Here is a 15,712-nt window from a genome sequence, read left to right as displayed (position 1 = left end):
AGCAAGCGTAACCCATAAACTCAGATTTAAATCAGACAATTGGATACTAGATCACCATGAACAAAGACTTCACATTTACTATTAAGAGCATTTGTCTTGATGAAGATTATCACCCATCAGACAATACCCGTATCACCACTAACTTTGCTAATTTGGCCAGAGGTAGTCACCGCCAAGCTAACTTACGCAACGCTTTAAAGATGATTGACAACAGTTTTAATGCCTTAGCAAATTGGGATAACCCTAAAGGCGATCGCTATTCTGTTGAACTTGAAATTATTTCTGTTGATATGGACATTGAAGGCAGTGGCCAAACTTTCCCATCAATTGAAGTATTGAAAACGAATATTGTTGACCATAAAACAAATAAACGCATTGAAGGCATTGTAGGAAATAACTTTTCTTCTTATGTACGCGATTATGATTTTAGCGTATTGCTACAAGAACATAATAAAGATCAACCACAATTTAGCATTCCAGATAATTTTGGCGAATTGCATGGCAAGCTCTTTCAATACTTTGTAAATTCAGCTGTTTACAAACAAAACTTTAGTAAACCGCCGGTTATCTGCCTAAGTGTATCGGATAATAAAACGTATCATCAGACTGAAAATCAGCACCCAGTATTAGGTGTTGAGTATCAGCCAAATGAGTCGTCTTTAACTGAGCAATATTTCAAAAAAATGGGCCTGCAAGTTCGCTATTTTATGCCTGCAAACAGTGTAGCGCCTTTGGCATTTTATTTCTTTGGTGATTTGCTTAATGACTACACGAGCCTTGAGCTTATCAGTACCATAAGCACAATGGGCACCTTTCAAAAAATCTACCGCCCTGAAATATATAATGCCAATGCAGCTGCAGGAAAGGCGTACCGACCAAACCTAAAGAACTTAGATCATTCATTAACACAAATTGTTTATGATCGAGAAGAGCGCAGCAAACTCGCTAATGAGCAAGGAAAGTTTGCCGAAGAAAAATTTATCAAACCATACCAAACTGTGCTTGAACAGTGGTCTGCTAGCTACGCTTAATTGCTCGGTTGAAAATCAATCCAAATTTACGGCATTATTTATTATGAAAACACAGACTAATAACACACTATTACCCACTTCAACCGCAGGCAGTTTACCTAAACCTGCTTGGCTTGCAGAGCCAGAAACGCTTTGGTCACCTTGGAAATTACAAGGCGATGAATTAATTGCAGGCAAACAGGATGCGCTACGTTTGTCATTACAAGATCAACAACATGCAGGTATTGATATTGTGAGTGATGGCGAACAAACACGCCAACACTTTGTAACCACCTTTATTGAGCACCTCAACGGTGTTGACTTTGAAAAACGTAAAACCGTTAAAATTCGCGATCGCTATGATGCTAGTGTACCAACAGTTGTAGGCCCTGTTAGTCGCCAAAAGCCTGTATTTGTTGAAGATGCCAAGTTTTTACGCAAGCAAACCAATCAGCCAATTAAATGGGCCCTGCCAGGGCCTATGACGATGATAGATACACTCTACGATGACCACTATAAAAGTCGAGAAAAGCTTGCATGGGAATTTGCTAAAATTCTCAACCAAGAAGCCAAAGAATTAGAAGCGGCAGGTGTAGATATTATCCAATTTGATGAGCCTGCATTTAATGTATTTTTTGATGAAGTCAATGAATGGGGTATCGCCTGTTTAGAAAGAGCGATTGAAGGCCTAAAATGCGAAACAGCAGTCCATATTTGTTACGGTTATGGCATTAAAGCCAACACTGATTGGAAAAAAACTTTGGGCTCTGAGTGGCGACAATATGAAGAGGCTTTTCCAAAACTACAAAAGTCTAATATCGATATTATCTCACTAGAGTGTCACAACTCTCATGTACCAATTGAGTTGCTTGAACTCATTCGCGGTAAAAAAGTAATGGTAGGCGCGATTGACGTTGCAACCAATACCATTGAAACACCAGAAGAAGTAGCAGCCACCCTGCGCAAAGCACTTAAATATGTTGATGCCGACAAGCTCTACCCTTGTACCAACTGCGGCATGGCCCCGCTACCTCATCACGTAGCAAAAGGGAAACTAGATGCCTTAAGTGCAGGTGCAGAGATAGTCAGAAAAGAGCTTTCAGCTTAGACGCAATGATAATAGAGTTGCCTTTAGGTTTGTTCTGATTCAACGCAAGTAAATGCTCTATTTATTTAAAACGAAGCCTCATTTTTACGAGGCTTCTAGGGAGTGTTGATCTTTGTAGATTGAAATTTATTCAATCTAGGGGCGATTTAATCGCGGCGCGAGGTGTGTAACCTAGACTATGCGCTTTTATGTGTAAATTCCTTCTGCTGTTTTGTTGGTTTCGCACCACTGAGCCCTACCGACTCCTGAAGAGTATGATTAGCATCATTTCATCATTCAAACCTATAAACTCCATTGCCCGTGTGCCATAATCTAAATAATTCATGAATTTAGTAACTTGGCGGCATTTAAACCGTTTCAAGCTAACTTAAAGGGTTTTTAAATGGCTTATCAAGAGCAAAATCAAGCAACAATATACTGGCACGATTATGAGACCTGGGGGGCGAGTCCGCAAAAGGATAAACCTAGCCAGTTTGCAGGGATTCGGACCGATCTTGATTTAAACATTATTGGTGAGCCGTTGATTGAATATTGCAAACCGGTGGCTGATTATTTACCGCATCCTGAGGCGTGTTTGATCACAGGCATTACACCGCAAGTGGCGATGCAAAAAGGTTTAGTTGAAGCTGAGTTTATTGCCAAAATCCATGCTGAATTTAGTGTGCCTAATACCTGCGTAGCTGGCTATAACAGCATTCGTTTTGATGACGAAGTAAGCCGTTACAGCTTTTACCGTAATTTTTACGACCCCTATGAGCGTGAATACAAAAACAATAATAGCCGCTGGGATATTATTGATTTAGTGCGCGCTTGTTATGCGCTTCGCCCTGAAGGTATTGAATGGCCGCTCAAAGAAGATGGCAGCCCAAGTTTTAAGCTGGAACATTTAACCGTTGCCAATGGCATTGAACACGCCGCTGCACATGACGCGTTAAGCGATGTAACCGCCACTATTGCGTTAGCTAAACTAATAAAAGACAAGCAGCCTAAACTGTATAACTTCTTTTTTGGATTACGTGGTAAAAAAGCCTTAGCTGAATTAGTTGATGTGTTTAACATGACGCCGCTAGTACATACCTCGTCACGTATACCCGCTACACAAGGGTGTACAAGCTGGATTGCACCAATGAGCTTTCATCCAACCAATAAAAACGCGGTAGTATGCTTTAACCTAACGGAAGATCCGCAAGTGTTACTGGATTTATCAGTTGAAGAGCTGCGGACGCGTCTTTATACCAAGCGCAGTGATCTTGCCGAGGATGAACGACCCGTTGGTTTAAAGCTAGTGCATTTAAACAAGTGCCCTATTTTAGCACCTGCTAAAACGTTATTACCTGAAAATGCAGCTCGATTAGGTATTGACCGCGAGCAATGCTTAAAAAATCTTGCGATTTTAAAAGCCAATTCAACACTGCGCGATAAAGTGACTGAAGTGTTTAATGACAAGCCTGATTACGGTAAAACCACCAATACTGATTACATGTTATACGACGGCTTTACCAGCCATGCTGATAAAGCTAAATTTGCAATTATCCGAGATGCCAGCCCTGAGCAATTAGCCGGTATGAAGTTAGATTTTGAAGACAAAAAGTTTGATAACTTATTGTTTAAGTATCGCGCCCGTAACTGGCCGCAATCGCTTAATCAAGATGAACTCGATCAATGGCGTCAATATTGCCAAAACAAGCTAATGCATGGTGAAGATCAACCATCGATTAGCGCACAAGATTTTATGGTAACCCTTGAAAATCTCGCCCATGAACATGACGATAATGAAAAAAATCTGACTATCCTTAAAGCGCTTTATAACTACGCGCAAAGTATGTAAAGCGGTAAGCGGTAAGCGGTAAGCGGTAAGCGGTAAGCGGTAAGCGGTAAGCGGTAAGCGGTAAGCGGTAAGCGGTAAGCGGTAAGCGGTAAGCGGTAAGCGGTAAGCGGTAAGCGGTAAGCGGTAAGCGGCTTGATTTTAATAAATAAAGCGCCTTAGTCAATATAATTGAAGGCGCTTAATAACCATTTAAATAATTACTTTTTATGCAGTGCTTCAATACGCGCTAATAAACTTGAAGTATCAAAACGCCCACCACCGAGTGCTTGTACGTCAGCGTAGTACTGATCAACCGTTGCTGTCATCGGTAGCGTTGCACCATTATTTTTAGCTTCATCTAACGCAATACCTAAATCTTTACGCATCCAATCTACGGCAAAACCAAATTCGTATTCACCTGCCCACATGGTTTTATAGCGATTTTCCATTTGCCAAGAACCCGCCGCGCCTTTTGAAATAGTTTCAATTACCTTTTCACCATCAAGGCCCGCTTGTTTTGCAAAATGTAAGCCCTCTGCCAAACCTTGCACAACACCTGCAATACAAATTTGATTGACCATTTTACATAATTGACCAGAGCCCACTTCACCGAGTAATTGGCTAAAGCGACTAAACGCCGCCATGATAGGCTGTACTTTTGCAAACACTACCGCATCACCACCAGCCATTACCGTTAATACGCCACTTTCAGCGCCGGCTTGGCCACCCGATACTGGCGCATCAATAAAGGCAATATTTTTAAGTGCTGCATTAGCCGACACTTCGCGCGCCACTTCTGCCGACGTTGTTGTATGATCCACTAAAATAGTGCCCGTTTGCATACCTGCAATCACGCCGTCTGCGCCATATACAACTGAGCGTAAATCATCATCGTTACCTACACACATAAATACAACATCTGCATTTTCAGCGGCTTTTGCAGGCGTTAATGCAACCTCACCGGTGTACTTTTGTGCCCATTGTTGTGCTTTTTCTGTGGTGCGGTTATATACCGTTACATGGTGGCCTGCAGCAGCTAAATGACCTGCCATTGGATACCCCATAACGCCTAAACCGATAAATGCGACTTTCATTGACATAAAATTGACCTATTTCAGTGGTAACTTAAAAAGATAATTTGATTATCTCAACCGAATAGACAAAAAGCGAATGAAAAAGTCTTCATTACATTTCTTCATGGACGAGACAAAACAGGAAACCTATGGATAGCATATATCAATTCAGCGCCCCACTTTATAATGGCGAAAACTTTGATCTGAGCCAATTAACAGGCAGCACTATTTTAATTGTTAATACGGCCAGTAAATGTAACTTTTCAGTGCAATTAACCGCGCTTGAAAAGCTATACCAACAATATAAGCATTTTGGTTTTACTGTGTTGGCCTTTCCGTGTAATCAGTTTGATTACAACGAACCAATAAATAACCCTGATATTAAAGACTTTTACCAACAACAGTTTAATGTTAGCTTTCCTGTGTTTAGTAAAGTGATGGTGAATGGCCCTGAAGCTCACCCATTATTTAACTATTTAAAAGCACATACCCGAGGAATAGCACAAAACCGTGCCATAAAATGGAATTTTACTAAGTTTCTAATAAACTCTGAGGGGCAATTAGCCGTGCGCTACGCACCGCGCACTAAACCCGACACCTTAAAACAGGTAATAGAGAGTACAATAAATGACGCAACTAACAATGGCGCTTTTCAGTTCGCAAAAGTATGAACAAACATCTTTTGATGCCTGCTTAAAAAATCAAACAGACATCAAATTAACCCATTTTGAGCAATCGCTCGATGCGCAAACGGCCATACTTTGCCAAGGCTTTGATGCGGTATGTGTATTTGTTAATGATGTGGTTGATAAAACCGTCATTAAACAACTCGCACACTACGGTATTAAATGTATTTTACTGCGCTGCGCGGGGTTTAATAACGTTGATTTAGCTGCCGCAAATGCGCATAACATCAAAGTATGCCGTGTGCCAGCCTACAGCCCAGAAGCAGTTGCTGAGCACTGCATCGCATTAATGCTCACTTTAAATCGTAAAACCCATAAAGCATATAACCGCATTCGCGAAGATAACTTTGACTTAAACGGCTTGCTTGGCTTTAACTTATTTAAAAAAACCATTGGCGTAATTGGCTGCGGGAAAATTGGCCTAGCATTGGTTAATATACTCAATGGCTTTGGTGCAAATATATTGGTTTGCGACCCTTATGCAACAGAGGGTAATTACACCCTATGCGATATAGACACTTTACTCACCCAAAGTGATATTATTTCACTGCATTGCCCATTAAACGAAAGCACGCACCACTTAATTGATGAAACAGCATTTAGCAAAATGAAAACTGGCGTTATGCTTATTAACACCTCACGCGGCGCATTGGTTGATAGTAAAGCATGCATTAGCGCACTTAAAAGTAAGAAGCTTGGCTATTTAGGACTTGATGTTTACGAGCAAGAATCAGAGCTGTTTTTTAAAGACCGTCGTGACGAAATAATGCAAGACGATATATTTTCACGATTGGTAAGCTTTCCTAACGTATTAGTCACCGGGCACCAAGGTTTTTTTACCAAAGAAGCCTTAGCTGAGATTGCCCAAACAACGATAGATAATGCCCTTGAATTTACTCACAACAAGCCCCTGAGTAATGAAGTTAAATAAGGCTAGGTGCTAGGTAAAGGTTTAAAAACCAAAGTACAAAAAATCAACCTGGTTAGCTTTGCTCAAGCCTGTTAAATTACATAAGCTGAAGTAGCTCATATCAGCTCTAAAACTTAATTTAGAGTTCAGCTGACAGGCTGCTATGAGCGATAAGCGGCCGTTAGTAAAATAGAAGTTCAGTATCGATAACACAAGTGCTATTCGTATGATTAACCTGCTTAATTGTTCAGGCTAGTAGCAGCTGTGCGTGAAAAAATATCATTGCTTAACTGTTAAATATTAGGTTTAATAGGGACATAATAAATACTGAGCTACGCAGGGATAGCTTAGATACGATAGACACGCCGATGAAATTGGCTTGATGTAGCTTAGGTCATAAAAAGCCTTTCTCTATAAGTAAAGTCCATAGCATAAACAACACCAACTCTGACACACCGAGCAGGTAGCGCCTCAGTCCAACAAGCAACACTGCAACACAAACTGCGTGTCGCATAAATACTAAAATGTTAGTCATCATGGATAGATATGAGTAAATATGAAGCATGGGTAGATGAAACCCTACCTAAACATACACGACTTACAGACTCTGTAGTTTCAATAATTGAAAATTTATTAAAAACTCATGAGATTGAATACTTGACTGTATCAGGTCGAACTAAAACAAAAGAAAGTATTTTAGACAAAATTGAGAGAAAATCTTACAAAGATCCCGCAAAGCAACTAACAGACCTAACTGGAATTAGGGTAGTTGGTTATTTTGAATCAGATATATCCAAAATATCTAATTTAATTAGCAGTGCATTTACCGTAGATCTTTCAAATTCATTAAATCAAGATGAAAAGCTATCCGTAGATCAAATTGGTTATAGATCTGTTCACTTTGTTTGTGACATTGGGCAAGCAAGAGCAGGTCTTCCTGAGTTTGCTAATCTGTCCAATTTAAAGTTTGAAATTCAAGTACGAACAGTACTACAACACGCCTGGGCTGAGCTGGCCCATGATAGAAACTATAAATTCTTAGGGAAACTCCCCCCAGAGATAGAAAGAAAACTTTTCTTATATGCTGGTATGTTAGAAATTGCAGATAAAGGTTTCAGCGAAATCTCTAGTGAAATAGATTCATATATAGAAAAAGCTCATTCCGATACAATCCAAGGTAATCTTGACTATGTTTTAGACTCTCTAACCCTTCCTCAATTCGTTGACAATTGGTTTAAAATTAATGATTTAGCATTAGAGCATGTTGAAAATAAGTTAGACATTAAAGAGTTAATCTTTGAATTAAACTCTGTTGGTATTATCAAAGCTTCTGAATTAAATGATGCTATCCCCAATGATTATGCACAAAAATGTAAAGAAAAGAATTATAGCTCTACTATTTGGGGGCATACGAGGGACTGGTTAATTATTAATGATTGGAGGAAATTACGAGAGAATAATGATATCCGGTGGGTATTGGAGGGAGATGAAATCATTGATTCATACTTTTCTGCTGAAGAGTATGAAGAAATATCTATTGCTTTTGGCCTTGAAGATGGTGACGAATATGACTGGGAAAATGATTACTAACAAGTGACTATGGTGTCAATTCCTAATTTTAAACCATTTTAGGATCCCACATGGCACCATCTCTCACCATTAAATTTATGATTACTACCAGCTTTCGTATACACGCAATGATGGCTACTTTTTTTAGGTTTACCTGCTGAAACCATTCGTTGATAAATTTCTTTAAATTTAGGGTTGCATTGGATAGCTGACATCATTGCCATATACATGAAAACTTAAAATGAAAACTTAAAATGACACCCATTTTAAGTTTCATCAGAAGTAAAACAACAAACGCATCGATTGAAATCAGCAGTAAGTGAACATTTTAAACATAATCACGGTTTCATTCTCCTTAGCTTAATCCATAAACGCAGGCACCTAAATTACAGACATAAAAAATAGTGCCTTAAGGCAATAGTTGACGTTTTAATTGAGTGTGAAAAAACTAGGCCAGTAGTTTTTCGCTGTTACTGACGTTGCTACGCCGTTTTCTGTTCAAGTGTTCACAGTAACTCTCTTGTGAGGTCGTCCTACCTACTGCGCCATGAAATACGCGCGTAAATTGCGCCGTGAGTTTTAACCAGTTTTCTGGGCTAATGTTGACTCTTTCTAATAGCGGTGAATGACTACTTTCTATATAACCGCGCTTACCTTCTCTCATGCTACGCCCGGTTAATTCAACTAGTTCAAGATACGATTTAAGTTCAAACGGCAGGCCTTTTGGCATTATTTGACGTGACATGCCGGCAAAACGTAATAGTTGCTTTGGTTGTTTACCTTCTGTTGCGCTTTCTAATCGTTTTTGCACACTCGTATGTAATGACTCTTCTGGTGTGTTTGCCATTTTGGCCCTGATTGGGTTTAAATCTACATAGGCCATACAGGCGGCGAGTGCGGCTTCATCAAGCAGGGCTTGTGATTTGAACCGTCCTTCCCAGAATCGGCCTGTACACCCATCTTCTTTATTCGCTTTGCGGGCAATATCTTCATTTAATAGCCGCATAAACCAGCTGATGCTTGCTAAGCGCTCTCGATATTGTTCAACTGTTTGGTTGAAAAAGATGCACTCTGTTTTACTCAATTTTTCACCTTGCAAATATTTTTTCGTCAGTACCGTGCCTTTACACAGCTTATGCCAGCGAATAACAATGGCTTTATCATTAAGCCTATTGGCTTTTTTATCATCAATATACAGGACTAAATGGGTGTGGTTACTCATGACTGCATAAGCACATACATCAATGCAAAATACCTTCGCTAATTCTAGTAACCTTTCTTCAACCCACCCTCTGCGGTGCTCATAGGATTGACCAGTAAAACGGTCTTCACCGCATAGAAATGCTCGGCGTACACAGCGAGAAATACAATGATAGTACTTTGTATCAACCAAACTTATTTGACGTTTTCTTGCAACTGCCATACATCACCCTGTTTATTTTTTAAACTAATTAAAAGTTAGTAAAAAATAGAGGAAATACAAACTTTAAAATGGGTGTCTATTTTGTTTTTTGGCACAAGATCTTTGCCGAGACGTGGCAGTTACAGAGGCACGCTGGTCAGCTGTTTGCCCATGAACTGAAACTTAACAAGTAAAGCCACCGGACGCAGCTAGGCTGCGCCGGTGCTTTAAGCGTTAGGTGCCAAAACAAGGATTTTAAGTGTTTCAGAAGTTTTTAATTGTCTTTCAGGTACTTCTTGCTGTCATATATTATTCTGAATTAAAAACTGTCTAGTGAAAGCTGGGAAGTTCACTTTGGTATTGAATTGTTCATGCCTTAACAGGTTGTTATTAACAACCGAGTTTGTTACACCCCTTAGTTGATTAAATTTTGTGAAACGAAGTCAATGAACTTTCTAACTTTTAACGGTTGTTTTTTGTCTGCATAAAGAAGGTGGACGTTTCTGGCTTTTGGTTGACACCCTTCAAGTATTCTAACGAGTTCTCCTGTTTGGATACTTTCTTCAAGCAAAGGATAAGGTTGAAGAATAATTCCAATCCCCTTGAGTGCTGCATTTTTTAGTGCACTACCGTTATTACTAATGAATCTACTGTTTTGTAAATGTAAGAGGTCGACTCTAAACTCCTTTTTAAAATTGGAGCTATCAAACCACGGTTTAAAGCCTAAAAAGTGATGATTTTCTAAATCCTTCATATCTTGGGGGGTACCGTTTGTTTTTAGGTATGTTGGTGAAGCACAAAAAACAAGTTGTTGTGAGAAAACTTTCTTTGAGATGTAAGAAGCGTCTTTCAAATCACCAACTCTAAAAACAACATCATAATTGTCTAAAACAACGTCAGTTAAAGAATCAGATAATGTAAAGTCTATTCTTATTGAGGGGTTAGCCTCTAGAAATTCTGCGATGATTGTTGTTAATACATTAGTACCAAAGTTGTGCGGAGCATTAACTTTAATCAAACCAGTAGGCTCTTTTGTAAAATCATCCATAGAAAGAACTAATTCTCGATATTGCTTTTCTAACGCTTTAGCTTTATTTAGGTACACCTCGCCGGCTTCTGTTATGTTTTGCCCTCTAGTGCTTCTATTAAGTAGTTTAATATTTACTTCTTTTTCTAAATAATTGATGTATTTACTTACCATTGTTGTGGAAATATCGAATTTCGTCGCGACTTTAGAAAAGCTTTTTTCCTTACAAACAGAGATATAAATCTCAATAGCTTTCAATCTATCCATGTAAACCTCTGGTTTAAACTGTTTTAACAAAAAGTGGGTTAATGGTTTTATCCTAACAATATAACATAGGCTCGTAAATCAAACGGAGTCAATATGGAAACTTACCACTTAATTAGTTTTGTATTAGTGTCATTTCTGACTGTACTCAGTCCAGGACCTGCTGTGTTATTTACAATTAACAATGTGTTTAATGCTAATTCACACGATGTACTGAAGGGAATTTTGGGTGTTGCAACAGGAATTTTAATTGTAGGTTTCTTTGGAACCTTGTTATTAATGTTTACAACGGAAGTTATTGACGGCGCATTTAAGATTCTTAATCTTGCAGGGGCTTTTTATTTTTTATATTTGACTGCAAATAACCTTAGGGCATTTAAATATAAAAACAGTTTGAGTTATGAACAGAAAAAGCATTTTTCTCAAGGTCTAGTTATTAGTCTACTGAACCCAAAAGCACTTGCTTTTTTTATATTTATTTTTCCTACATACATGCAAGAGAATTATATTTCTGCGGGTATAGCAACGCTATTAACAAGTATTTTTGCTTTAAATGTATTACTTGTTCATAGCTTCTATGGTTTTAGTTTTAACTATTTAACTAAAACCATAGGCATTGACAAGTTTGCAAATTACTTCAATCGACTATCAGCATTTACTTTTTCTATCTTCGCTTTGTTTATGTTTAATCAATTCTTAACAAACTGAACTCAATAATTTAAGGAATCACTATGATTAATTTATATTACTGGACTACGCCCAATGGTCACAAAATCACTATGGCACTTGAAGAACTTGGTTTGGATTACAAGATACATCCAATAAATATATCTAAAGGGGAGCAGTTTTCACCAGAGTTTAGCGAATTGAGCCCTAACCAAAGAATACCAGCAATAACAGATAACGCCCCATTCAATACTTTTAAACCAATCAGTATTTTTGAATCAGGCGCTATTTTGCAATATTTAGCTGAAAAATCAGGGAAATTAATCGGTGAGTCTCTAACTGATAAATATAAGGTATTACAATGGTTAACTTGGCAAGTAACTGGACTTGGCCCTATGGCTGGGCAGAATCACCATTTTACACACTATGCCTCTGAACAAGTGCCTTATGCAATTAACCGCTATCAAAATGAGACGAATCGTCTTTATAGTGTTATGAACAAGCAACTGGAGCAAACAGAATACTTAGCTGGCAACTTTTATTCAATTGCGGATATCGCGTGTTACCCTTGGATAAGAATACATGCTTATCAAAATATTGATATTGAGAAATTTAGTAATCTTAAGCGCTGGTTAAAGAATATCAAAACGAGACCGTCAACAATTAAAGCTTTTGAGGTGGCAAGTAGAATTAATACCCAACCTACGGTTAATGAAAAGGCTTCGCACCTGCTTTTTAATCAATCGCATGTTAAGTGATTTATTTAGGAGAACGACATGGTTAAATTGTATGAATTAGCAGGAAAAAACGGAGTCATTTTTAGTCCTTATTGTTGGCGTATAAGAATGGCATTAAGTTTTAAAGGAGTGAATTTTGAATGCGAAGAAGTAGCTTTCACGGATATTAAAAACATCAGTGAAGGGCAATTTAAAACGGTGCCAGTAATATCAGATAACAACAATGTTATTAATGACTCATATGATATTGCTCTCTATCTGGACGAAGCTTACCCAGATACACCTTTACTTTTTCCAAATGAAGATGCAAAACAAGCCTTTAGGTTTATTGAAGCGTGGTCTAACTCACTTCATTCTGATATCGCACAGATTGCAATTTTTGACATTTTCAAAAAATTACAAGATAAAGATAAAGCATATTTTAGAAAATCAAGAGAAGCACTATTCTTAATGTCTCTTGAAGATGTACAAGAAAGTAAAAGTGCTGAAGCCACATCTAGTTTACTAAAAAAGCTATTGGTTTTAGAAAAGTACCTCATGAGAGCAAGGTTTGTAGGCAGTTTAAATCCAACATATGCAGATTTTATCATTTTTGGAAGCTTAAAGTGGCTACTTCAAACGAGCGAATCTTTCAATCATCATGACCTTCCAGAAAAGGCTCGTGAATGGTATACCGAACTCTCAAGTCGATACAATACTCCTTCTAGTTAACGCAATGTCTTTAAAATAATCTTAGAAAAGGGACGGAAGTAATGAGCAGCTTTTGTCCTAGATTTTAATGGAATGAAGTATGTATATCCGCTTTGTAATTAACGAATTTTGTCTTGAGTCAAATCAGCGACTAGGTCTATTTCATGCTGTTAGGTATATGAAAGATGATAATAAATTTTTGGATTATGAGTTGGAACAAGTAGAGAGAACCATGGACTGGTTTAACAACCACCTAGAATCACCGTTGGATTATTTGAATACTCAAAAACTAAGAAAATCTGATGTTTTCATTAGTTGGTTCAAAATATCGGCCAAAAAACATATTTCTAAGGTGAGAGAATTTATTGTATTGCTAGAAAGCAAAGGTGTCGTAGTTGAACAAATTAGAACTGACAGACCAGGAAAAATAGTTTATTCAGATGAATATCAGGTGTTTGCTAAGCCATATGAAAAGTTTTAGTTTTTTACTAACGCTGATTGTTTAGCTGTGCCACTTATCAATTGGAACGGACTTTACTGTTACGCATACATATATAAATTTTATCTAAAACAACCTCAAATAAAGTTTACTAACGCTTATTTGAGATTCTAAATTATTTTGTGGATGTAATTCACTCAAGTTGATTATTAATGGTTTGTAGTTACCTCTTTTAAGAGCTGAGGCCAAAAACTAATTATAAAAAAAGAGACAGCAGTTGACAAGAGGTACACCAAAAGACTATGGAGAAGATATGAAGGCAGAAGGGGTCAAGGCAGAAGGGGTCAAATCTTGACTTCAGACATTAAAACCCTTAATCCCTGCAATTGATAGACTTCTGACTGTCAGCTTTGGTTAAGCTCAGTTAATCGAATCTGACAGGTTAAGTTAAAACTTCATCACATAGGTCCCTTAAATACGTCTACTTACATTTTACGGATAGCATTTATTTTATTAATCTTTTTGATCACGCCTAACTCAAAAAGCTGTTGCGCGCTGGACTTGAGCAATTGGGTTTCCTATGGCGCTATATGGTCTTTAATGATTAAGTTTACATAGGTAATTTGCAGCCGGTTTATTGCACGGCTTTTCTTTCTGCATTCAAAACATTTGATTGCATTTGCATCAATCCAAAATTTTAATTGTTCAAACCAGTATTGCTGCTCTTTAGCAAAAAATATAAATGCTCTGTGACAATCGACACATTGCTTTTGTATATCAATGTAGAGATTTCGTGGGTATATACAATAACTTTGCTGTTCGATAGCTGCGGGGATCGCGCGTCTCTGATAGATAGCGCATCCCCTTATATCACCAATGGGTATTATCAATTTCTTGGTTTGTAAAACTAAAATCTGACGGCTAAACTATCAACCAAACGCGACATTGGCAAACACGGCGGTCATCAATATTGGGCATACAAAACGTATATACTGTGCAAACCAATAACGTACACCACTTGCAGCTTTATGCAATTGATTACCACGGCGCCATAACCAACCCACAGTGATAAAGTAAAATAAGCCCATCAGCGGTAATTGATACTGTGTTAATACCATAATCACTAAACCGAATAACCAATCAAAGTTAAAAATAATCAACGATGATGCTGTAAGTACTGTAAGGCTTACTAAAAAAGTCGCCTGTTTACGTTCTACTTGATGGTTTTCGACGAGAAAAGCCACCGGAATTTCGGTTGATGAAATTGTTGAAGTAAGCGATGCAATCGACATCAATACAAAAAATAGTAAACCAACTAACAACCCGACTTCACCCATGGTATTAAATAACTGCGGTAAAATTGCAAAAATTAACTGCCCTTCGCCCACCAATTTACCATCACTAAATACTTGAACGCCATTGTGCTGCGCCACATAAATGGCAGGAATAATTAATAAACCGGCTAAAAACGCCACCCCTGTATCTAGCAATGCTACCGATGCGGTTAAACGCGGTAAGTTAGCATCAGGCTGTAAGTACGAGCCATAAATCATCATACAACCCACACCCAGTGACAACGAAAAGAACGCCTGCCCCATTGCCGCAATAATTAATCCTGGGTCGAGTATTTGGCTAAAGTCAGGGACTAAATACGCAGCAAAGCCATTACTAGCGCCATCAAGCGTTGCTATATAAGCAATTAATCCCACCAGTAAAACCAACAACATAGGCATTAACCGGCGTGACCAAGTTTCAATCCCAGATTTAACTCCTTTAAGAATAATGCTCGCGGTGAGTAACAGCATCAGTGGTGTAAATATAAAATTACGTGCCATCGAGTCGGTTTTTAAAAACGTGCTGATTTCAGTAAACCCTAAAAATAAAGCTATGGGCTCAAGTGCGTAGGCAAGCATCCATCCAGCTACAATGGAGTAAAAGCTAAGCATCACAATAGCGCCTGCTAAGCCTAGGTAACCCGCAGCAGCACCTACATGTGGCGCTTGCTCTTGCCATGCATTTCTGAGTGCTTTTACAGGATTAGCTTGCGCTTTATGACCTAAATATAATTCAGTATATAAAGCGGGTAATGCCAATAAAAATATTACAATAAAGTAGACCAGTAAAAATGCGCCGCCGCCATGATTAGCCGCTTGCGTGGGGAACCCCCAAATATTACCTAATCCTACCGCAGCGCCAGACGCTGCTAAAACAAAGCCAAGGCGGCTTTGAAAACCATCACGCGATTGTGCCATACATCTACAAATCTGTTATTATTTTTCATTATTGTGAATTAAACCATATTTCACAGTCACTGAGTAATAAAT

Annotated in this window: 16 protein-coding genes and 1 pseudogene; 10 read left to right on the top strand and 7 right to left on the bottom strand. The window is 38.3% G+C overall.

All coding sequences use genetic code 11. The annotated features are described in order from the left end of the window. Positions 1–56 precede the first annotated feature (56 nt). The 3 genes from HH219_RS07440 (at position 57) to sbcB (ending at position 3,946) form a co-directional block, all read left to right on the top strand. Positions 57–1,031: a DUF1852 domain-containing protein gene (locus HH219_RS07440; RefSeq protein WP_169327066.1), complete on the top strand. Its 975-nt coding sequence runs from the start codon at positions 57–59 to the stop codon at positions 1,029–1,031. A 43-nt stretch (positions 1,032–1,074) separates the two neighbouring features. Further along, the gene (locus HH219_RS07435; RefSeq protein ID WP_054205678.1) at positions 1,075–2,118 is read left to right on the top strand and encodes a methionine synthase; all 1,044 of its coding nucleotides are present in this window, start codon (positions 1,075–1,077) and stop codon (positions 2,116–2,118) included. Between the two features lie 382 nt (positions 2,119–2,500). After that, positions 2,501–3,946, top strand: coding sequence for an exodeoxyribonuclease I (gene sbcB / locus HH219_RS07430; RefSeq protein ID WP_054205677.1), 1,446 nt, complete (start codon positions 2,501–2,503; stop codon positions 3,944–3,946). Here the strand turns inward: sbcB and HH219_RS07425 are convergent. After that, on the bottom strand, positions 3,912–4,109 hold the full coding sequence (locus HH219_RS07425; RefSeq protein ID WP_169327065.1) for a hypothetical protein: 198 nt from the start codon (positions 4,107–4,109) through the stop codon (positions 3,912–3,914). The genes sbcB and HH219_RS07425 overlap by 35 nt on opposite strands. 34 nt (positions 4,110–4,143) lie before the next feature. Beyond that, positions 4,144–5,025 (bottom strand): NAD(P)-dependent oxidoreductase, encoded by an 882-nt coding sequence (locus HH219_RS07420; protein WP_169327064.1) that lies wholly within the window; start codon positions 5,023–5,025, stop codon positions 4,144–4,146. Positions 5,026–5,147: 122 nt separating this feature from the next. Here HH219_RS07420 and HH219_RS07415 point away from each other — a divergent pair, with 122 nt between their 5' ends. From HH219_RS07415 to HH219_RS07405, 3 genes are all read left to right on the top strand, one after another. Continuing rightward, entirely contained in the window at positions 5,148–5,669 is a 522-nt protein-coding gene (locus HH219_RS07415) for a glutathione peroxidase (protein WP_054205675.1), read from the top strand. After that, positions 5,626–6,615 (top strand): 2-hydroxyacid dehydrogenase, encoded by a 990-nt coding sequence (locus HH219_RS07410; protein ID WP_169327063.1) that lies wholly within the window; start codon positions 5,626–5,628, stop codon positions 6,613–6,615. The genes HH219_RS07415 and HH219_RS07410 overlap by 44 nt, the downstream gene beginning before the upstream one ends. A gap of 525 nt (positions 6,616–7,140) precedes the next feature. Next, positions 7,141–8,184, top strand: coding sequence for a GTP pyrophosphokinase (locus HH219_RS07405; protein ID WP_169327062.1), 1,044 nt, complete (start codon positions 7,141–7,143; stop codon positions 8,182–8,184). Positions 8,185–8,212: 28 nt separating this feature from the next. Here HH219_RS07405 and HH219_RS07400 read toward each other — a convergent pair. From HH219_RS07400 to HH219_RS07390, 3 genes and pseudogenes are all read right to left on the bottom strand, one after another. Further along, a pseudogene (locus tag HH219_RS07400) lies at positions 8,213–8,393 on the bottom strand (IS110 family transposase); the annotation flags it as partial. 218 nt (positions 8,394–8,611) lie between these two features. After that, positions 8,612–9,586, bottom strand: coding sequence for a transposase (locus tag HH219_RS07395; protein WP_169327061.1), 975 nt, complete (start codon positions 9,584–9,586; stop codon positions 8,612–8,614). 394 nt (positions 9,587–9,980) lie between these two features. Then, the gene (locus HH219_RS07390) at positions 9,981–10,859 is read right to left on the bottom strand and encodes a LysR family transcriptional regulator (RefSeq protein ID WP_169327060.1); all 879 of its coding nucleotides are present in this window, start codon (positions 10,857–10,859) and stop codon (positions 9,981–9,983) included. A gap of 93 nt (positions 10,860–10,952) precedes the next feature. Between HH219_RS07390 and HH219_RS07385 the strand changes: the two genes are divergently transcribed. From HH219_RS07385 to HH219_RS07370, 4 genes are all read left to right on the top strand, one after another. Beyond that, a complete protein-coding gene (locus tag HH219_RS07385; protein WP_169327059.1) occupies positions 10,953–11,564 on the top strand; it encodes a LysE family translocator in 612 nt (203 codons plus the stop codon). Positions 11,565–11,587: 23 nt separating this feature from the next. Further along, positions 11,588–12,280: a glutathione binding-like protein gene (locus HH219_RS07380; protein ID WP_169327058.1), complete on the top strand. Its 693-nt coding sequence runs from the start codon at positions 11,588–11,590 to the stop codon at positions 12,278–12,280. A gap of 18 nt (positions 12,281–12,298) precedes the next feature. Continuing rightward, on the top strand, positions 12,299–12,970 hold the full coding sequence (locus HH219_RS07375) for a glutathione S-transferase N-terminal domain-containing protein (RefSeq protein ID WP_169327057.1): 672 nt from the start codon (positions 12,299–12,301) through the stop codon (positions 12,968–12,970). Positions 12,971–13,127: 157 nt separating this feature from the next. Beyond that, positions 13,128–13,430 (top strand): hypothetical protein, encoded by a 303-nt coding sequence (locus tag HH219_RS07370; protein WP_211842048.1) that lies wholly within the window; start codon positions 13,128–13,130, stop codon positions 13,428–13,430. A gap of 536 nt (positions 13,431–13,966) precedes the next feature. Here the strand turns inward: HH219_RS07370 and HH219_RS07365 are convergent. Both HH219_RS07365 and HH219_RS07360 read right to left on the bottom strand, forming a co-directional pair. Next, positions 13,967–14,278, bottom strand: coding sequence for a zinc-ribbon domain containing protein (locus HH219_RS07365; RefSeq protein ID WP_249118471.1), 312 nt, complete (start codon positions 14,276–14,278; stop codon positions 13,967–13,969). Positions 14,279–14,317: 39 nt separating this feature from the next. Then, the gene (locus HH219_RS07360) at positions 14,318–15,640 is read right to left on the bottom strand and encodes a sodium-dependent transporter (protein WP_169327055.1); all 1,323 of its coding nucleotides are present in this window, start codon (positions 15,638–15,640) and stop codon (positions 14,318–14,320) included. Positions 15,641–15,712: the final 72 nt, after the last annotated feature.

It is taken from the genome of Pseudoalteromonas sp. NEC-BIFX-2020_015 (assembly GCF_012952265.1).
Taxonomy (GTDB): Bacteria; Pseudomonadota; Gammaproteobacteria; order Enterobacterales; family Alteromonadaceae; genus Pseudoalteromonas; species Pseudoalteromonas neustonica.
This window is presented reverse-complemented; position numbering and strand designations above follow the sequence as displayed.

Excerpts from the sequence above, each read along its gene's own strand:
- HH219_RS07395 (WP_169327061.1), bottom strand. The coding sequence starts at position 9,586 with ATGGCAGTTGCAAGAAAACGTCAAATAAGTTTGGTTGATACAAAGTAC.
- HH219_RS07385 (WP_169327059.1), top strand. The coding sequence starts at position 10,953 with ATGGAAACTTACCACTTAATTAGTTTTGTATTAGTGTCATTTCTGACT.
- HH219_RS07415 (WP_054205675.1), top strand. The coding sequence starts at position 5,148 with ATGGATAGCATATATCAATTCAGCGCCCCACTTTATAATGGCGAAAAC.
- HH219_RS07420 (WP_169327064.1), bottom strand. The coding sequence starts at position 5,025 with ATGTCAATGAAAGTCGCATTTATCGGTTTAGGCGTTATGGGGTATCCA.
- HH219_RS07375 (WP_169327057.1), top strand. The coding sequence starts at position 12,299 with ATGGTTAAATTGTATGAATTAGCAGGAAAAAACGGAGTCATTTTTAGT.
- HH219_RS07370 (WP_211842048.1), top strand. The coding sequence starts at position 13,128 with ATGAAAGATGATAATAAATTTTTGGATTATGAGTTGGAACAAGTAGAG.
- HH219_RS07380 (WP_169327058.1), top strand. The coding sequence starts at position 11,588 with ATGATTAATTTATATTACTGGACTACGCCCAATGGTCACAAAATCACT.
- HH219_RS07405 (WP_169327062.1), top strand. The coding sequence starts at position 7,141 with ATGAGTAAATATGAAGCATGGGTAGATGAAACCCTACCTAAACATACA.
- HH219_RS07435 (WP_054205678.1), top strand. The coding sequence starts at position 1,075 with ATGAAAACACAGACTAATAACACACTATTACCCACTTCAACCGCAGGC.
- HH219_RS07390 (WP_169327060.1), bottom strand. The coding sequence starts at position 10,859 with ATGGATAGATTGAAAGCTATTGAGATTTATATCTCTGTTTGTAAGGAA.
- HH219_RS07360 (WP_169327055.1), bottom strand. The coding sequence starts at position 15,640 with ATGGCACAATCGCGTGATGGTTTTCAAAGCCGCCTTGGCTTTGTTTTA.
- HH219_RS07440 (WP_169327066.1), top strand. The coding sequence starts at position 57 with ATGAACAAAGACTTCACATTTACTATTAAGAGCATTTGTCTTGATGAA.
- HH219_RS07410 (WP_169327063.1), top strand. The coding sequence starts at position 5,626 with ATGACGCAACTAACAATGGCGCTTTTCAGTTCGCAAAAGTATGAACAA.
- sbcB (WP_054205677.1), top strand. The coding sequence starts at position 2,501 with ATGGCTTATCAAGAGCAAAATCAAGCAACAATATACTGGCACGATTAT.